Source organism: Salegentibacter agarivorans (genome assembly GCF_900113135.1).
In the GTDB taxonomy this organism is placed as follows: Bacteria; Bacteroidota; Bacteroidia; order Flavobacteriales; family Flavobacteriaceae; genus Salegentibacter; species Salegentibacter agarivorans.
This window is the reverse complement of sequence record NZ_FOOH01000018.1, coordinates 1-15,918: the sequence shown is the minus strand read 5'-3', so window position 1 is coordinate 15,918 and position 15,918 is coordinate 1. Positions and strand designations below refer to the sequence as shown.

Annotated in this window: 16 protein-coding genes; 10 read left to right on the top strand and 6 right to left on the bottom strand. The window is 37.1% G+C overall.

The features are described 5' to 3' along the window. Window positions 1–119: 119 nt before the first annotated feature. Window positions 120–668, top strand: coding sequence for a type 1 glutamine amidotransferase domain-containing protein (locus tag BM084_RS13165; RefSeq protein WP_075326977.1), 549 nt, complete (start codon window positions 120–122; stop codon window positions 666–668). A 101-nt stretch (window positions 669–769) separates the two neighbouring features. Here BM084_RS13165 and ltrA read toward each other — a convergent pair whose 3' ends face one another. Together ltrA and BM084_RS13150 are read right to left on the bottom strand one after the other, a co-directional pair. Beyond that, window positions 770–2,161, bottom strand: a complete 1,392-nt coding sequence (ltrA, locus tag BM084_RS13160) for a group II intron reverse transcriptase/maturase (RefSeq protein WP_218152249.1) — start codon at window positions 2,159–2,161, stop codon at window positions 770–772. Window positions 2,162–2,651: 490 nt separating this feature from the next. Beyond that, entirely contained in the window at window positions 2,652–3,941 is a 1,290-nt protein-coding gene (locus BM084_RS13150; protein WP_075326976.1) for a dipeptidase, read from the bottom strand. Between the two features lie 140 nt (window positions 3,942–4,081). Between BM084_RS13150 and BM084_RS13145 the strand changes: the two genes are divergently transcribed. Genes BM084_RS13145 through BM084_RS13135 form a run of 3 tightly spaced genes read left to right on the top strand, consistent with a single transcriptional unit; the run spans window position 4,082 to window position 7,433 of the window. Further along, complete coding sequence (locus BM084_RS13145; protein WP_075326975.1) at window positions 4,082–5,533, top strand: RimK family protein; 1,452 nt, start codon at window positions 4,082–4,084, stop codon at window positions 5,531–5,533. Window positions 5,534–5,535: 2 nt separating this feature from the next. Next, window positions 5,536–6,756 (top strand): carboxylate-amine ligase, encoded by a 1,221-nt coding sequence (locus BM084_RS13140; RefSeq protein WP_075326974.1) that lies wholly within the window; start codon window positions 5,536–5,538, stop codon window positions 6,754–6,756. After that, a complete protein-coding gene (locus BM084_RS13135) occupies window positions 6,753–7,433 on the top strand; it encodes an N-formylglutamate amidohydrolase (protein ID WP_075326973.1) in 681 nt (226 codons plus the stop codon). The genes BM084_RS13140 and BM084_RS13135 overlap by 4 nt, the downstream gene beginning before the upstream one ends. Before the next feature lie 152 nt (window positions 7,434–7,585). On the opposite strand, the gene BM084_RS13125 is transcribed toward BM084_RS13135, so the two are convergent. Together BM084_RS13125 and BM084_RS13120 are read right to left on the bottom strand one after the other, a co-directional pair. Further along, complete coding sequence (locus BM084_RS13125) at window positions 7,586–7,999, bottom strand: OsmC family protein (protein WP_075326972.1); 414 nt, start codon at window positions 7,997–7,999, stop codon at window positions 7,586–7,588. 151 nt (window positions 8,000–8,150) lie between these two features. Further along, the gene (locus BM084_RS13120) at window positions 8,151–8,582 is read right to left on the bottom strand and encodes an FKBP-type peptidyl-prolyl cis-trans isomerase (RefSeq protein ID WP_075327974.1); all 432 of its coding nucleotides are present in this window, start codon (window positions 8,580–8,582) and stop codon (window positions 8,151–8,153) included. Between the two features lie 284 nt (window positions 8,583–8,866). On the opposite strand from BM084_RS13120, the gene BM084_RS13115 reads away from it, so the two are divergent. From BM084_RS13115 to BM084_RS13105, 3 genes are read left to right on the top strand one after another with little or no spacing between them, the layout of a single operon-like run. Further along, window positions 8,867–10,333, top strand: coding sequence for a Gfo/Idh/MocA family protein (locus BM084_RS13115; protein ID WP_075326971.1), 1,467 nt, complete (start codon window positions 8,867–8,869; stop codon window positions 10,331–10,333). A gap of 24 nt (window positions 10,334–10,357) precedes the next feature. Further along, window positions 10,358–10,807 carry a 3D domain-containing protein gene (locus tag BM084_RS13110; RefSeq protein WP_245764375.1) on the top strand — a complete coding sequence of 150 codons (450 nt, stop codon included), beginning with the start codon at window positions 10,358–10,360 and terminating at the stop codon, window positions 10,805–10,807. A gap of 6 nt (window positions 10,808–10,813) precedes the next feature. Next, window positions 10,814–11,884 carry a transporter substrate-binding domain-containing protein gene (locus tag BM084_RS13105; protein ID WP_075326969.1) on the top strand — a complete coding sequence of 357 codons (1,071 nt, stop codon included), beginning with the start codon at window positions 10,814–10,816 and terminating at the stop codon, window positions 11,882–11,884. On the opposite strand, the gene BM084_RS19535 is transcribed toward BM084_RS13105, so the two are convergent. Continuing rightward, window positions 11,885–12,016, bottom strand: coding sequence for a hypothetical protein (locus tag BM084_RS19535; RefSeq protein WP_257787182.1), 132 nt, complete (start codon window positions 12,014–12,016; stop codon window positions 11,885–11,887). It abuts the gene before it with no gap. Between the two features lie 152 nt (window positions 12,017–12,168). On the opposite strand from BM084_RS19535, the gene BM084_RS13100 reads away from it, so the two are divergent. After that, complete coding sequence (locus tag BM084_RS13100; protein WP_075326968.1) at window positions 12,169–13,044, top strand: NHL repeat-containing protein; 876 nt, start codon at window positions 12,169–12,171, stop codon at window positions 13,042–13,044. Between the two features lie 62 nt (window positions 13,045–13,106). Next, the gene (locus BM084_RS19205; RefSeq protein WP_177195705.1) at window positions 13,107–13,253 is read left to right on the top strand and encodes a hypothetical protein; all 147 of its coding nucleotides are present in this window, start codon (window positions 13,107–13,109) and stop codon (window positions 13,251–13,253) included. A gap of 124 nt (window positions 13,254–13,377) precedes the next feature. Here the strand turns inward: BM084_RS19205 and BM084_RS13095 are convergent, their stop codons facing one another. Further along, window positions 13,378–14,022: a hypothetical protein gene (locus tag BM084_RS13095; protein ID WP_075326967.1), complete on the bottom strand. Its 645-nt coding sequence runs from the start codon at window positions 14,020–14,022 to the stop codon at window positions 13,378–13,380. Between the two features lie 167 nt (window positions 14,023–14,189). Between BM084_RS13095 and BM084_RS13090 the strand changes: the two genes are divergently transcribed. Then, the gene (locus BM084_RS13090; RefSeq protein WP_075326966.1) at window positions 14,190–15,527 is read left to right on the top strand and encodes an aspartate kinase; all 1,338 of its coding nucleotides are present in this window, start codon (window positions 14,190–14,192) and stop codon (window positions 15,525–15,527) included. Window positions 15,528–15,918: the final 391 nt, after the last annotated feature.

Sequence of the window (15,918 nt, the reverse complement as noted above, 5' to 3'; positions counted from 1 at the left end):
ACAGTTTTAAGAGAATTAATAAAGTTTAACTTTAACCGGGTTTTCTTTTATAAAGACCTTAGCACACTCTCCCTTAAACAAATTTTATCTTTGATTGAACCAAAAAAGAAGATGAAATTATGGAAAAGAGAATAGCAATTTTAGCTACAAACGGATTTGAAAAGAGTGAATTATTTTCACCAAAAGAGGCTTTAGAAAACGAAGGTTTTAAAGTAGATATAGTAAGCCTTGAAAAAGGAAAAATTAAAGGCTGGGAAGGAACTGACTGGTCTGGAGAAATAGATGTTGATCGCAGCATAAATGAGGTAAGCGCTAAAGAATATAATGCTTTAGTACTTCCCGGTGGAGTGATTAACCCAGATCAATTAAGAAGACATGACGAAGTTTTAGTTTTTGTGCGTGACTTCTTTAAACAAAGCAAGCCTGTAGGCGCAATTTGCCACGCAGCCTGGACTTTAATTAATGCAGAAGTTGTAGAAGGTCGAACAATGACTTCTTTTAACTCTATTAAAAAAGACCTGGAAAATGCAGGAGCACTTTGGGTAGATAAAGAAGTAGTTGTAGACGAAGCTTTTGTAACTTCCAGAAATCCTGACGATCTACCGGCGTTTAACGCTAAAATGATTGAAGAGATTAAAGAAGGTAAACACGATTTACAGCACGCATAATTCTAAATTTAAGAGTTTAGATAGAGTAGGAAGATAGGGATTAATTCCCTATCTGTCCTCTCACACCACGCGTACGTACGGTTCTCGTATACGGCGGTTCCTTAGTTCACCCTGACTTTCCTATAGCAATCCGTAAAGAAGGTATATCCAGCTTTAGCCAGGCGTTCCGTGGTAATAGTTCGGTTAAGGATGGGACTACTGGCAATATGCCAATAGCCTTTTCGAGTGTTTGCAAATTCCCTTACCTTGGATTTGGATAAACCAAGTTTTAAGAGATTGCTAAAACGGGTTCTAATCCGTTTCCATTGCTTCCAAATAATCATCCTGAGTCGTCTTCTATACCACTCGTCTATTCTAGGCATCAACGTTTTCATATCAGCCAACTTAAAATAGTTTACCCAGCCTCTTATATACTGCCGGAGCTCCTGCTTCCTGTGCTCATTTCCCCAACCATTACTCCTATTGGTAAGCTCTTTAATTCGCTTCCGCATTCGGGTAATGCTGCTGGGATGGGCTCGAAGCCGGCAACCTTCTTTTCTTTTATAGAAACCATAGCCCAGAAATTTAATTCTGGAGATATAGCCTACAGCGGTTTTCTCCTGATTTACCTTGAGGTACAATTTATTCTCTATGAAGGGAATGATATTGCGAAGACTGCGTTGCGCACTACGTTTGCTCTTGCATAAAATCACAAGATCGTCCGCATAGCGGACAAAGCGATGTCCCCTTCTATGGAGTTCCTGATCCAGCTCATTGAGTATAATATTGCTCAATAGCGGGCTTAAAGGACCTCCCTGCGGAACTCCCCTTTTGCTCGACTTAAGTCTTCCCCGTTCCATCACTCCGGCACGGAGGTATTTATGAATCAGGGAGACCACCCTTCCATCTTTAATGGTTCGGGAGAGTACTTCAATAAGCTTACTTTGACTTACGGTATCAAAGAATTTCTCCAAGTCCATATCCACCGCGTATTTATATCCCGCAGTGATAAATGCCTGGCATTGTTTTACAGCTTTATGAGCACTCCGGTTTGGCCGGAAGCCGTAGCTCTGTGGGGAAAATTGTTTCTCGAAGGTTGGAGATAACACCTGCGCCATTGCCTGTTGAATAACCCGATCGACTACCGATGGAATACCCAGGCTGCGCTTGTTTTTAGAATTCGCCTTGGGTATGTGTACCCGGCGAACAGGATTGGGACGGTACTTCCCCTCCAGTATGGATTGGATTAGCAACTCTTTATTAGTGATAAGATAATCCTGTAGGGATTCGACATCCATCTTATCCACCCCGGCACTTCCTTTATTATTCCGTACCTTTTTAAAGGCTCGGTTTAGGTTAGCCGGAGATAGGATTTGTTCCAGTAGTCCATAATTTTGGTAATCAGGATCAGTGAAGTTGTTTTCAGTTATCCCTATAAAGGTCTGCCCTCCTGCATAACTTTCGGGTGCCGCCCTATCCTTTTGCAGCCAGGTATCTTGCGATATTTTCTGCATTCTTTCCTTCACAAGGTAACAGTCATTTACTATTCACTTCCTTAAGGTTCAGCCCTTCCCGGAAGATGTCGGCCATCCGGTACTATGGCATCGGCTGAATGCTCACAACAAATCTTGTTTCAACCGCATTTCATACTTTGTTTCCACGCGTCTGTGAGCCCTCCCGCGGTAAGACATATAACTTTCATTCCATTTGCCCGCATCATCTACACTTCAGTTTCCGTATAGCTTTAGGATTTCGTTTTGTATTGCAAACTCGTCCAAACTGAATATGCCTTATGATGTTCGTGTTCCTCGGGCCGGAACTTTGCCCTAAGCTTCCTTCAGATTCCACCTCGCGGTGGACACCCTTGCTCTTAGCTAATGATAGGTAGCTATAAACCCTCATAACGGACTTTCACCGTCGAGTTATACGCCATGCACGGCACACAATTAAAAAGCCTGTAAGGAATATTCCTTACAGGCTTTTTTCATGCTAGTATTTTAGGATTTATGCTTTTTTAAGTTCTGCAGCTACGGCATCAACTTCATCCATCACTCTTAGTAAATTTTCTCCCCAAAGCTTAGCGATTTCCGCTTCGGTATAACCGCGTTTTACCAATTCTTTGGTAATGTTTAAAGTTTCTGAAGCATCCTGCCAGCCGTCAATTCCGCCGCCACCATCAAAATCTGAGCTAATTCCTACGTGCTCAATTCCAATTAAATCTACCATATAGTCTATATGATCTACAAAATCTGAAACTCCTACAGGTTCAATTTTTTGTTTTAATAGTTCAACTTCAGGTGCTGCTGCAGCTCGTACTTTTTGAAAATCGGCGTAGTAAGTATTTCTATCTTCATTGCTTAAAGCCCTTACAGCATCGCGTGGCAAAACTTCAAAACTCATTTCTTCAGCCTTTTTCTCATAAACTTTATCGCTTGCTTTATTAAATGCCTGGGTTTTTTCGGTATCTACATAAGCACTGAAAGCAACGGTTTGAACAACCCCGCCGTGTTCTTTAAATAACATTAGAAGTTCATCATCTAAATTTCGACTATGGTTGCAAAGTTGACGAGCAGAGGAGTGGGAAGCGATAAGCGGTGCTTTAGAAAGCTCAAACATTTGTTTTATAGCTTCTTTTGAAGGATGCGAAACATCTATCATCATTCCCAGTCGATTCATTTCTGCAATCACTTCTTTCCCTAAATTACTAAGACCGTTGTGCAACCATTCATCATTTTCCTCACCGGTATTAGAATCACTTAACTGGCTATGTCCCTGGTGAGAAAGTGACATATACCTGGCACCAAGATCGTAGAACTTCTCAACATTTTCAATATCTTTTCCTATAGGATATCCATTTTCTACCCCAATCATCGCTACTTTTTTTCCTTCAGAAGTTAATTTTCGCACTTCTTCAGAGTTGGTGGCCAAACCTATTTGATTTGGAGCAAAATCTTTAACGAGTTTATGAATAGCATCAAACTTGCTCATTGCATTTTTATACGCATTTTTAAAACCTTCACCATCAAGCTCATCCTGGCCGGTATAAACAATAAACCAGGCCACATCGAGTCCGCCCGCTTCCATTTTGGGCAGCGTTACCTGGTTTTCAAGATCCATAGTATAATTTCTTTCCTCAGTGAAATTATTGATATTAATATCGGCGTGGGTATCTATGGTGATTACCTTTTCGTGAATTTCTTTAGCTTTTTCCAGTAAAGCATCATCGCTATTTTGTTGGGCTACTACCAGATTTCCCGTGAAAATTAGCGCAAGACTAAGAAGATTTAATTTCATATATATGGGTTTTCATTTTTATTGAAGCCCTGAAATTACTAATAAAAATTAAAGAAATAAATTGAATGACTTATTTTGATAAAATTCATTCAAAACGTATTTAATTTTCTCCTACATTTGATAGAATTTTCAATTTCTAAATGAATAAATATATAATTGTAAACCACCCTGAAAAGTGGAAGTTAAAACTGGATAATGTTGAGATAATTTCAGCGCAATCTTATCTAACCAATCCGGAGTTTGCTAAGCTAAAAAATGCAAGGATTTTCAACCTCTGCAAAGATTATTCTTATCAGTCAAAAGGTTATTACGTCTCACTTTTAGCCGAAGCTCGCGGGCATTTGGCAATTCCTACGGTAAAAAATATCGTTGATTTACGAGAGCCGAAACTGGTAAAAATAGTTTCAGAAGAGTTTGACAATTTAATGCAAACCAGCTTAAAAAGTATAAAATCACAGGAATTTACCCTTAGTATATATTTTGGGCAAAACGTAGCGCAAAAATATAAAGAGTTGAGTGCGATGTTTCACCGCCATTTTCAAATTCCGTTTTTACGGGTAAAATTCAATTATACCACAAAATGGAATATAAAAAGTATTAAAGCTATTTCTGAAGCCGAAATACCTGAGGATCACTTAGAAAGTATGTACGATTTTGCGGCGCAATATTTTGCTAAAAAACGTTACGACACTCCTCGTGCAAATACTACGGAATATGATTTGGCAATTTTAGTACAGCCAGACGATCCCGCCCCGCCCAGTAATGCCAAAGCATTAAAGAAATTCGTAGAAATTGCTGAAAAAATGGATTTCTATGTAGAAATAATTGCTCCTAAAGATCTTTCGCGTTTATCTGCTTTTGATGCTTTGTTTATAAGGCAAAGTACCGAAGTAAATAATGAAGCTTATGCCTTTGCAAGAAAAGCCCAGCAGGAAGGTATCGCCATCATAGATTACCCAGATGCTATTCTGAAATGTTGCAACAAAGTTTATATGGCCGAGGCTTTAGAAAATGCCAATATTCCAACTCCAAAAACGGTGATAATTCATAAAGAAAATAAAGATAAAGTTCTTGAAATTACCGGATTGCCGGTAGTTTTAAAATCTCCCGATTCTACTTTTTCTTTCGGAGTGAAAAAAGCAACAACCCCGGCAGAATATCATGAACTGGTTACTATGATGCTTAAAAAATCGGAATTAGTGATTGCGCAGGAATTTTCACCATCAGAATACGATTGGCGAATAGGAATTCTGGATAATAAACCTTTTTATGCCTGTAGATATTATATGGCAAAAGGCCATTGGCAAATCTACAACTGGGACGCTAAAGAAAAAGATGACCAGGACGGAAATGCAGATTGCTTACCTATAGAAAAGGTTCCAAAGAAAATATTAGAAGCTGCATTAAAATCGGCTAAATTAATGGGGAAAGGACTTTACGGCATAGATATCAAAGAAGTAGGAGGAAAGCCGCTTGTTATTGAAATTAATGATAATCCGAATATCGACTTTGGTGTAGAAGACGGGTACTATGGGGAACAGGTTTATATGGAGATCATTTCGGCATTAAAAGAAAGATTAGAAAAGAAGTAATTATGAAATATCATCTTTTTGAAGTTTTTGGAATTGAACTGGAATATATGCTTGTAGATACGTCCAGTTTTAAGGTAAATCCAATTGTAGACCAACTTTTTATTAGTAAAAATGGGGAAATTACCTCAGATATTGAAAATGGAGAAATTGAATGGAGCAACGAATTAGTGGCTCACGTTGTAGAATTAAAAACCAATGGTCCAACCGGAGATATAGAAAATCTAGATCTTCTTTTTGCTGAAAATATTAAAGAAGTAAATCTTTTGCTAAAGGAGAAGAACACCAGGCTTTTACCTTCGGCAGCCCATCCTTTAATGAATCCCGTTACTGAAACCGAATTGTGGAAACACAGTTCCAGTAAAATATACGCACTTTATAATAGAATTTTTGATTGCAGCGGCCACGGCTGGAGCAATGTGCAAAGTATGCATATAAACCTTCCGTTTTTTGATGATACTGAATTTGAAAAACTGCACGCTGCAGTGCGTTTACTTTTACCTATAATCCCTGCTTTAAGTGCCAGTTCTCCTATTTTTGAAGGAAAAGATACCGGTTTTAAAGATGCCAGGATGCAGGTATATAAAACCAATCAAAAGGAAATTCCGGAGATGACGGGAAAAGTTATTCCGGAACAGGTTTTTTCTAAAGACGATTATTACAAAACCATTTTTGAACCGATTAATAAAAAGATCAAACCGCACGATACAGAAAATATCCTGGATCATCACTTTTTGAATTCCCGTGGAGCTATTGCTCGTTTTGATAGAAATGCAATAGAAATTCGCGTAATAGACGTTCAGGAATGTCCAAAAGCCGATATGGCAATTGCTATTTTTATTATTGAATGTTTGAAATTGCTGGTTAGCGAAGATTTGATTGCTATTAGTAAACAGAAAAAATGGCACGAGAATGATCTTTTTGAAATATTTGATGCCGTAATAAAGGACGCCGAAAATACTAAAATCAGTAACAAAGAATATCTTAAGATCTTCGGACTTTCACAAACCATTGAAATTAAAGAGATCTGGCGGATTTTGTTTTCAAAAGTGAAAAGAAATATTGCAGAAAAACAACAGGAAAGCATAAAGTTTCTACTGAATAATGGAAGTCTTTCAACCCGTATTTTAAAGGCCTTAGGTGATGATTTTTCAGATGAAAATATTCAAAAAACCTATTTTAAGCTAGCCGATTGTCTTGAAGAAAATAAATTCTTTAAGCCGTGAAACTGGTCTTAACCTGCGAACACGCTTTTAATACAATTCCGCAGGAATATCAAAATTTATTTACTAATGCCATGGAAACTCTGGAATCACACCGTGGCTATGATCCCGGTGCCTTAGATCTGTTTAAGGAGCTAAAGGACTTATCCGATTTTTCATTTTATCACGAAACGGGGCGTTTGTTAGTGGAAGTAAATAGATCTAAAGGGCATTCTAATTTGTTTTCTGCATTCACTAAAAATTTATCAGGAAAGCAGAAAAATGAAATTTTAACTCAATATTATTTTCCATATCGAGATTCGGTAGAAAAGCAAATTTCAAGTATAATAGAAAAAGGGGAGAAGGTACTACATTTTTCGGTGCACACGTTTACTCCAAAATTAGACGAAGAGATTAGAAATACAGATATTGGGCTACTTTACGATCCGTCAAGGAGTGAAGAAAAAGAATTCAGTAAAAAATTTAAGCAGAATATAAAGAATCAAAATCCTGAATTAAAGATCAGATTTAATTATCCCTATTTGGGGAAAGCAGATGGGTTTACTACTTATTTACGTAAAAAATTCCATGAAAATTATTTGGGAATTGAATTGGAAGTAAACCAGAAATTTGTGCCGCAAAACAAAATGGAATATAGGATTAAAAATGCAGTGTTTATAGCATTAAAAGAGGTTGGCTAAAAGTTTTTTTACTCGTCATCCTGAAATTGTTTCAGGATCTAAGATGTTAGAAAAACATATATTAGAAACTGAACAAGTTAAGCTTGACGAAAGTAGACTTTTAGCCAACCCCATATATTCATTTATTCCATCTTTTAGGAATATTTCAGAATCTATTGAATCAATTCAGATTCTAAAGTGATCTCGGTATTGAGTAATTTAGAAATTGGGCAATTATCTTTAGCATCTTTGGCTATTTTTTCAAATTGTGTTTTCTCAATTCCTTTTACTTTCGCTTTTAAAATTAAGTGCGACTTTTTCACAGCACCATCTGCAAAAGTAATCTCAGATTTAGTTTCTAATTTATCTGGCTCAAAACCTTCTTCAGTAAGATTAGCCGAAAGCTGCATGGTAAAACACCCGGCATGGGCCGCACCAATAAGTTCTTCTGGATTGGTACCAATTCCATCTTCAAACCTGGTTTTAAAAGAATATTGCGATTCTTTTAAAACACCACTTTCGGTGCTTACTGTGCCTTTACCTTCTTTAAGATTCCCTTTCCAAACTGCGGTTCCATTTCTTTTCATAATAATACTTTTTGTTGATTTCTTCCTAAGATAAAGATGATTGTACCCAACCTCAAATTATTATCAAAACCTTAACCTAAAGCTTAAAATTTAATAAATAAAAAAGCCCGAAACCATTAGGCTTCGGGCTTTCTATATAAGTTAAAAAAACTTATTTGATCTCTACTACTTCAAGATCAAATACCAGGTCTTTTCCTGCTAGTGGGTGGTTTCCATCTACCACTATAGTTTCATCTTTCACATCTTTAACCACAAGGTTCATTTCCTGGCCATCAGGGCTTTTAGAAACAAGTCCCATTCCTACTTCAGGCTTAATTTCTTCTGGAAGTTGGCTCTTTTGAACTTCTTGCACAAGCTCTTCTCTTGGCTCTCCGTAAGCTTCTTCTTTAGGAATATTTATGGTTTTCTTTTCGTTCACTTTCATATCGATAAGGCCTTTTTCAAAACCAGGGATAAGCTGTCCTTGTCCCATAGTAAATTCTATAGGCTCACCTCTCTCTACCGAGCTGTCAAAAACCTGCCCGTCAGCCAGTTTACCTGTGTAATGTACCTTTACCGTGTCATTTGCTTTTACTTGACTCATAATGTTGTTTTTCGAAATTATAATGGGCTTTATTAACAATCTGCCCGTTAAAGAGTGCAAAGGTACAGTTATAAAATCCGCTTCCAAATTATGACCCCTTTAATCCGGAAATCTTTTAAAAATCTTAACATTTGCCAGAGAGATTTATTTTGAAATCATACACTCTGAAAGACAGGGGCTTAATATTTAAATTGGAATTCCCAGAATAAGTAAATACATTTATTAACTCAAAATTTAGAAATATTTTAATAAGCTTAACCCTCTTAACTTAAATCCTGAAACACATGAAAAAAGATGAAACCCCTAAATCTAATTCCAGAAGAAGTTTTTTAAAAACAACTGCCTTGGCCACGGCGGGAATTAGTATTATTCCGCGGCACGTAATGGGAGGGCCCGGTTTTTTAGCCCCAAGTGATAAGCTGGTAATTGCCGGAATTGGAGTAGGAGGAAAAGGGGAAAGTGATATTAATAGCTTTCACCAATCTGGGAAAGCCGATATTGGTTTTTTGTGTGATGTTGATAAAAAAAGGGCGGCACGCTCTATAGCCCGTTTCCCAAAAGCTAAGTTTTATACCGATTACAGGGAAATGCTAGAGAAAGAAGCCAAAAATATAGATGCAGTTTCCATTTCTACGCCAGATCACGGCCACGCAATACAGGCAATGGCAGCTATGGAATTAGGTAAACCGGTGTATGTTCAAAAACCACTTACTCACGATATTTATGAAGCCAGGCAATTAACTGAAGCTGCTAAAAAATATGAAGTGGTGACCCAAATGGGAAATCAGGGAGCTTCTGGCGACGGAGTTAGAAAAATGCGAGAATGGTATGATGCCGACCTTATAGGAAAAGTACATACGGTTTATGTGTGGACAGATAGACCTGTATGGCCACAGGGAATTCCGTGGCCCAAAGGAAAAACCACTTCGGTTCCTGAAGGTTTAGACTGGGATCTATGGTTAAATACTGCACCGTATAAAAATTATATTGAAGGATTAGTTCCGTTTAACTGGCGTGGCTGGTGGGATTATGGTACCGGGGCACTTGGCGATATGGGTTGCCATCTAATTGAAGCGCCTTACCGTGTTTTAGGCCTTGGCCATCCAAAAGATGTACAATGTAGTGTAGGAAGCGTTTATGTAGATGAATTTCAAAGAGGTTATTTCCCCGAAAGTTGCCCACCTTCCAGCCACGCAGTAATGACCTTCCCAAAAACCGAAAAAACCAGTGAAGATGTTACTTTACATTGGATGGACGGTGGAATTAAACCAAAGAGACCGGAAGAACTTGGACCAAACGAAACTTTTGGCGATGGTGGAAACGGCGTATTATTTATTGGAGATAAAGGAAAAATGATGTGTGGTACCTATGGTAGAAATCCACGTTTATTGCCAACTTCAAAAACCGACGAAGTAAATGTTGCGGAGAAATATGACCGCGTTCCCGGTGGGGAAGAAGGCCATTATGCACAATGGGTAGAAGGCGCAATTGCCGGCTACGGAAAAAAAGAACTGAGTTCTCCTTTTGAAATTGCAGGACCGCTAACTGAAACTTTACTAATTGCCAATTTAGCTATTAGAGGCTACGATGTTAGAAATGAAAAGATGCGTGATAATGGAGATAAATATTTTGAATATCCCGGGCGTGATATAAAAATGCTCTGGAATTCAGAAGAAATGAGAGTTACTAATTTTGACGAAGCCAATCAATTTGTACGTAGAGATTATCGTGATGGCTGGAAGTTAAGCTAGAATAAGAATTTAAAATTATAAGTTATGAAAGCCGGAATAATAGTTTTTTTAATAATTATTTATTTCGGCTTTATAGCTTGTAATTTTAATGATAAAATTTCCGAAGAACCATCTACAGTCTGGGACACCCTGGAAGTTACAGCTTCGGCCTATAATTCCCTTAGCTGGCAAACTGGCGCCGGTGGTGCTAATATTACTGCGTGGGGAGATACTTTAAAACCAGGTTTAAGAGCAATCGCTGTTTCCCGGGATTTAATTAAAAAAGGCTTAGACCATAATACGCCGATTAAAATTGAAGGTTTTGACAGCATTTTCCTGGTGAAAGATAAAATGCATTACCGCTGGAAGAATAAAATTGACATCTATATGGATAAAGATGTACAAAAAGCCAGGGAATTTGGAAGGAAAAAATTAAAGATTTACTATGAGGTCCCGGTAGATTCAATTTCAAAGAATAGAAACATAAAAGAATAACTCTTAATGATTAAAAAATACTTTTTTCTATTTATCTTATTAATTTCAAGTTTCAGTTTTAATGCCCAGCAAGCCTCAGATAGTCTTGATCTCAACAAAACCTTTGTAATTGGGGTTACACCAACTCCTCCTTTTGTTATGAACGAAAACGGTGAATACGCCGGACTGAGCATTGATGCGTGGGATTTGGTAAATGATGAGCTGGATTTTAATTACGAGTTTAAAGAATTTGCTTCTCTTGGCGAATTATTAATTGCTATTGAAAATAACGAAGTAGATTTCAGTATTAATCCCGTTACGGTGACCGATAATAGGATGCAGCGAATGGATTTTTCCCAACCATATTTCATATCTCATACCGGTGTGGCCAAAAGGAGCGAATCTCAGGTTTTTAGTTATTTAGCCAATTTATTTAGCTGGAATTTTATTTCAGCAATACTTATTCTGTTAGCCGTAATTTTCGTTTTCGGCTTTTTGGTTTGGATTTTTGAACGTAAAAAGAATGCCGAAGAATTTGGCGGTGGTTCTCGTGGAATCCTGGAAGGTTTCTGGTGGAGTGCTGTTACAATGACAACAGTGGGTTACGGTGATAAATCGCCCAGAACTACCGGCGGACGTATAATTGGCTTAATCTGGATGTTTATGGCCATAATTATTATTTCCAGTTTAACGGCTGGAATAGCATCATCACTTACCGTTCAAACAATGAACGATGAAATCACCGGCGTTCAGGATTTATCTAAATTTGAAGTTACCAGTGTAAAAAGTAGTAGCGCCCAGGAACTACTAAACCTTTATAATATTCAGCATACCGAGGTAATTAGTGAAAAAGAAGGAATAGAACTTTTAGAAAATAAAGAAACAAAGCTTTTTGTTTACGATGAACCTATTCTGCGTTACGAATTAAAAAGAAGAGGCTTAGAAAATGATATTGAAGTTCTCCCCAAAACCCTGAAAAAGGATTATTACGGGTATAGTTTTCCTAAAAATTCAGCTCTATTGAATAAAATTGATCCTGTTCTCATTGGAGTAATGAAAACAATGGAATGGAATACTATTATGGCAGAGTACGAATAACTATCCGAGCCCAAGGTAACCAAGAATAATCCAAAGGATTATAAATACCACGATAATTCCTATACACCCGCAGCCGCCGCCAAGTTTTTTGGCGCCCCAACCGGCAAGTATAGCCCTAATGATATTTTTCATAATTGATAATTTATAGGTTAAGTAGCTCTAATTTAGCTGAAATCGAATTTCAAAATTTAGAATTAGGAAATATTTAGCAGCATATTAGTACAAACCTTAAAAATTCTAAAGATTTCTATTTTGTATCTTTATAAAAACTAACAAAAAATATTATGAAATTAAATTCTATTAAAATACTTCTTTTAAGCGTGTTTATTAGTAGTGGCCTTTATGCCCAAAGTACATCTGCCACTTTAATAAAAAAGGTAGAAGGTTTTAGCCATCCCGAATCTGTGGTTTTTAACGAAGCAAAAAATGAGTATTATATTTCAAATATGGCCGATAACGAAGCCGGAGACGGATTTATTTCCAGGGTTTCTGCTGATGGAGAAATAATCGACTTAAAATGGATAGATGGTTTAAAAGACCCAAAAGGTTTACTGATAAAAGAGGATAAGGTATATGTTACCAATAATACCGAACTTATAGAAATTAGTATTGAAAAATCAGAAATCACAAAGCGAATTGAAGTTGAGGACGCAAAGTCTCTAAATGATATTACTATAGATGCGGTTGGTAATATTTTTATTTCAGATTCTGGGAAAAGTGCTATTTATTTAATGCCCGGCGATTCAGCTAATATGATGATTCCCGACAATAAGAAAGGAGAAATTATTGAATATTTAAATACTACAAGGTTAGAATATGTAAACGGACTTTACGCACATAAAGATCATCTGTATGCTGCTGCCTGGGGGGAAAACTCCGACGGTAATTTCCTGAAAATTGATATGGATACACGCGAGATCGAAAAAGTATCTAAAGAAGGAATTGGCAATTTAGACGGCGTTCAACCGGTTGGTGATGATGCATTCTATATTTCAGATTGGGCTACCGGTACAATTTATCTTATTAAGAAAGACGGGGAACTTAAAGAAGTATTAACTTCAGAAAAAAGCTCTGGAGATATTTTATTTGATGCTGAAAAAAATCAGTTGGTTTTACCTATGAATTTTCAGAATTCCGTTTGGTGGTACCAGCTTCAATAATTTAAGAATACCTTATCATTCTTAAATTCTGGATATATTAATTTTGAAGAAAAACTAACCAAATGGAATTTAAAAAAGACGACGAAGAAAAAGATTATATTTTAAAAGACAATAAGAAAACTAATTTCGGTATCGGTTTTATTATTACCATTTTACTTATTCTTATAGTAGCGGTAGTGATCTCTGGTTTTTACTTTGAATTTTGGTAATGGGGATAACAAACCGTCTAACTGAAGGTTTCTCCTTATAAAATTTTGAATGGGGTAACCACCCCTTTTTTCCGCAAAGCTGAATTCATTCCCTCCCCTCCTTTGAAAGGAGGGGAGCTTTTATCTACTTCTTAATCTCATTAATCAATAAAAACGCCTGGTTTACATATTCCTTTTCTAAGAAAAGCGCGAAATAATTTGAGGTTGAGATCATTTCAAAAATTGGTATTCCTTCGTAGGCAAGAAGCTTAAAGAGATAAAAATAGAGGCCTACAAATTGCGAACTGTTTTTTGGCAGCGCAATGGTAATAGAAGAAAGTTCTTCTTTAATAGAAACCCGTCTCTCGTTTCTAAAGCAATCTTCAACAAGATTTGTAAGGCTGGAGGACACCAAAATATTACTTTCCTGGTAATTGCTGGAATAATTAAGGTAAACCCCGGTTTGATCTTTTACCGCATCCAGTAATTTAGCTTTATTAGCAATAATTGTATTAGAGTTTAAGAAAGTATATTCGGTAATGCCGGAGCGGACTACTATATCTCCCAGTTCCCGTAAATGCTGCATATTAATCTTGGTTCGGCGGGGAGCATAGCGTCTTAACGCCATTATAATTGAACCCTGTTTTACAGGTTTCCGCATTTCTTTTTCTACCTGCGGCTGGATGTCTTCCGCGAGTCCGCTAAAATTTACTATATCCCGGGCAATGGCATCATCCAAAAAGGGTTGGTGTCTAATTATATCGTGAACACAGGTAGTAATCGTCTTCATTGTTAAATATTGTACATTTTGTGCAAATGTATATAAATTGATAGATATTTTTTGTTGCAGGAAGCTTTAATTCTAATTATGCATCAAATTATTTCAGTTAGTAAAACCGGAATAACAAAAAGAATATTTAAAATTAAAAATCTCACTAAGTGAGTAAATATTTAGCAATGAAAGTATTAAAGTTTGGTGGTACTTCAGTAGGATCTGTAGAAAGCATTAGGAATGTTAAGAACATTTTAGCTTCAAGAGAAGGAAAGAAAGTTCTTGTACTTTCGGCAATGGCCGGGGTGACTAATAAACTGGTAGAAATTACCGAAAACATTAAGCTTGAAGATCATTCAGCTATTAATTCTATTATTGCTGAATTAAAACAAAAGCATGAAACTACTATAGATGAACTTATAGATAAGCCTGGGTTGAATTCTTATGCCAAAGCTTTTGTGAACAATGTGCTTGAAGGTTTACAGGAAATTAGCCGCAATACATATTCTGAAAAGGTTTATGCTGAAGTTGTGACTACCGGTGAGACAATGCTTACCTATATTTTCTCTACTTTTCTTACCAATTTAGGAATTCAAAATAACTTTCTGGATGCCAAAGATTTTATGCAGGTTTCAAACCTGGAAAATCCTGATACAGATTTAGTTGGCAAATTATTTCAGCAGAATATAGAAAACCTGGAACCCTCAGATATTTATATCACCCAGGGTTTTGTAAGAATTGATGCGCAAAATAATATTAGCACCTTAAAACGAGGCGGAAGCGATTACAGCGCAACTATACTTGCTGCAGCAGTTCAGGCCGAAGAAGTTCAAATTTGGACTGATATTGATGGATTTCATAATAACGATCCTCGTTATGTTGAAAATACCCATGCAATTGCCGAATTGAGTTTTGAGGAAGCTGCCGAGCTCGCTTATTTTGGCGCAAAAATTTTGCACCCGCAAACGATCTCTCCGGTTATAAAAAGGAAAATTCCTTTGTTTCTGAAAAATACCTTTACTCCGGAACTTCCCGGAACTAAAATTTCAGCTGAAATTCATTCTCGTGGATTGAAAGCTATTTCAGCTAAAGATGGGATTACTGCCATTAAGATTAAATCTAACCGAATGCTGATGGCACACGGTTTTCTGAAAAAAATCTTTGAGGTTTTTGATAAATACGAAACAGCAATTGATATGATTACCACTTCAGAAATTGCAATTTCCCTCACCATAGATGATGACCGGAATTTAGACCTGATCCTGGAAGAATTAAACGCTTACGGTGAGATTACAGTGGAAAAAGAACACAGTATCATTTGCATTGTAGGCGAGGGCCTAATTGAAGATAAAAGTACAAGCCGACTTTTTGAACTATTAAATGATATTCCCGTTAGAATGATTTCTTACGGCGGCAGCGATAACAATATTTCTTTATTGGTAGATACTAAAAACAAGATACAAACCCTGCAGGGTTTAAACCATAAATTGTTTGAGGAACGAGAAGTACCTCAATTTGTTTGATTTCTGTTTGTGAACAGGCAACTGTTCCTTTTGTGTAGTGGAACCGCCGGTAGGCTAACCGGCGGTTTTTTGTTTGCCCTGCATGCAAACAATTCCGAGGCTTGAAAGAAAGCCCGCTCACCTGATCGGAGGGAAGAGCAATGTAAAGTCAAGTGCGTCACTGGCAACGGTGGGGTGTGAAGGAAGACCTAGCAAGTTAGTGGAACATAGAGAAATCGAACCGATTCTGGCATATATTGGGGGTAAGGTTGCAAAAAGTGCCGATGCCCAAAATCCGAATAGCAATATATGTTAAAACGGATGGCTTCACTAACAGGAATGTTTGCTTAACGGGGGAAGCCTGATTATTCGCCTTTCCAGGCTAAGCAGAAACAAGTCGAGAGACAAGGAT

Excerpts from the sequence above, each read along its gene's own strand:
- BM084_RS13120 (WP_075327974.1), bottom strand. The coding sequence starts at position 8,582 with ATGAGTCAAGTAAAAGCAAATGACACGGTAAAGGTACATTACACAGGT.
- BM084_RS13105 (WP_075326969.1), top strand. The coding sequence starts at position 10,814 with ATGATTAAAAAATACTTTTTTCTATTTATCTTATTAATTTCAAGTTTC.
- BM084_RS13150 (WP_075326976.1), bottom strand. The coding sequence starts at position 3,941 with ATGAAATTAAATCTTCTTAGTCTTGCGCTAATTTTCACGGGAAATCTG.
- BM084_RS13145 (WP_075326975.1), top strand. The coding sequence starts at position 4,082 with ATGAATAAATATATAATTGTAAACCACCCTGAAAAGTGGAAGTTAAAA.
- BM084_RS19535 (WP_257787182.1), bottom strand. The coding sequence starts at position 12,016 with ATGAAAAATATCATTAGGGCTATACTTGCCGGTTGGGGCGCCAAAAAA.
- BM084_RS13100 (WP_075326968.1), top strand. The coding sequence starts at position 12,169 with ATGAAATTAAATTCTATTAAAATACTTCTTTTAAGCGTGTTTATTAGT.
- BM084_RS13140 (WP_075326974.1), top strand. The coding sequence starts at position 5,536 with ATGAAATATCATCTTTTTGAAGTTTTTGGAATTGAACTGGAATATATG.
- BM084_RS13110 (WP_245764375.1), top strand. The coding sequence starts at position 10,358 with ATGAAAGCCGGAATAATAGTTTTTTTAATAATTATTTATTTCGGCTTT.
- BM084_RS13165 (WP_075326977.1), top strand. The coding sequence starts at position 120 with ATGGAAAAGAGAATAGCAATTTTAGCTACAAACGGATTTGAAAAGAGT.
- BM084_RS13095 (WP_075326967.1), bottom strand. The coding sequence starts at position 14,022 with ATGAAGACGATTACTACCTGTGTTCACGATATAATTAGACACCAACCC.
- BM084_RS13125 (WP_075326972.1), bottom strand. The coding sequence starts at position 7,999 with ATGAAAAGAAATGGAACCGCAGTTTGGAAAGGGAATCTTAAAGAAGGT.
- ltrA (WP_218152249.1), bottom strand. The coding sequence starts at position 2,161 with ATGCAGAAAATATCGCAAGATACCTGGCTGCAAAAGGATAGGGCGGCA.
- BM084_RS19205 (WP_177195705.1), top strand. The coding sequence starts at position 13,107 with ATGGAATTTAAAAAAGACGACGAAGAAAAAGATTATATTTTAAAAGAC.
- BM084_RS13090 (WP_075326966.1), top strand. The coding sequence starts at position 14,190 with ATGAAAGTATTAAAGTTTGGTGGTACTTCAGTAGGATCTGTAGAAAGC.
- BM084_RS13115 (WP_075326971.1), top strand. The coding sequence starts at position 8,867 with ATGAAAAAAGATGAAACCCCTAAATCTAATTCCAGAAGAAGTTTTTTA.